Below are 779 nucleotides of genomic sequence, written 5' to 3' on the forward strand. Positions count from 1 at the left end.
CCCGCGCGCGACAGGATCGCCTTGCCGTTCTGCCAGGGCGCCCCGGCCTGCGCCGCCTCGTGCAGCGCGCGCACGACTTCCGCCTGGATCGGGCCCAGCTTGAACCGGCATCCGTTGCAGCGGACTTCGAAGTAATCGACCGAGTGGATGAAGGTCGCCTCCTCCATCGGCTGTCCGCCCGGCGAGAACCCGGTCTCGATCTCGAAACGGTCGCGTTCATCGCGCCTTAGAAGGAGATCGCCAATCATCACGAGGACGGGTTGCGCATCGCCCCAGGTCTCCGCGTAGTCGGCCTTCGCCGTCCGAAAGCTCTCGAGATGGACCTCGCCGCACCGGAAAAGCTGGAACACATCACGGGCATGGAGATCGAGCAGGCCGCTATAATGGCTCTGTTCGTGCGGCACCCGGTAGGGTTCACCGTCGGCGGCTTCTTCATAGTCACCAAACTCGATCGGCACGCCGAACACGCGCACCGACAGACGCAGCTTGTCGTTCTCCGCAAGGTAGATCAGGTCCGCTTCGGTGATCTGCCAGCGCTTGAGGATCTCGGGGGAGCGTGAAGTACGATTTATCGATGTGCATTCACTGCCCTCCGCGCCGATTCCCGTGCAAGATGTTTACCTTCTGTTCTTATTCGCTTGACGGGCTTCGATCAATCCGATTTTATCCCATTTCATCCACAGATGGGTGGGGATGACATGACCGAGCACCACACGCTTTCCGACCGCCTCAGAGCCCGGGCAACTCAGCTCGGCATCAGTCCTGCCCACGTTGCCGAG

The 779-nt window shown here is 61.6% G+C and carries 1 protein-coding gene; it reads right to left on the reverse strand.

What is annotated here, in order from left to right; genetic code table 11:
* Positions 1–473, reverse strand: a 473-nt coding sequence (locus OCGS_RS05465) for a hypothetical protein (protein WP_238538227.1), incomplete at its 3' end; no start/stop codon positions are given.
* Between the last annotated feature and the right edge of the window lie 306 nt (positions 474–779).

The organism is Oceaniovalibus guishaninsula JLT2003 (genome assembly GCF_000299575.1).
In the GTDB taxonomy this organism is placed as follows: Bacteria; Pseudomonadota; Alphaproteobacteria; order Rhodobacterales; family Rhodobacteraceae; genus Palleronia; species Palleronia guishaninsula.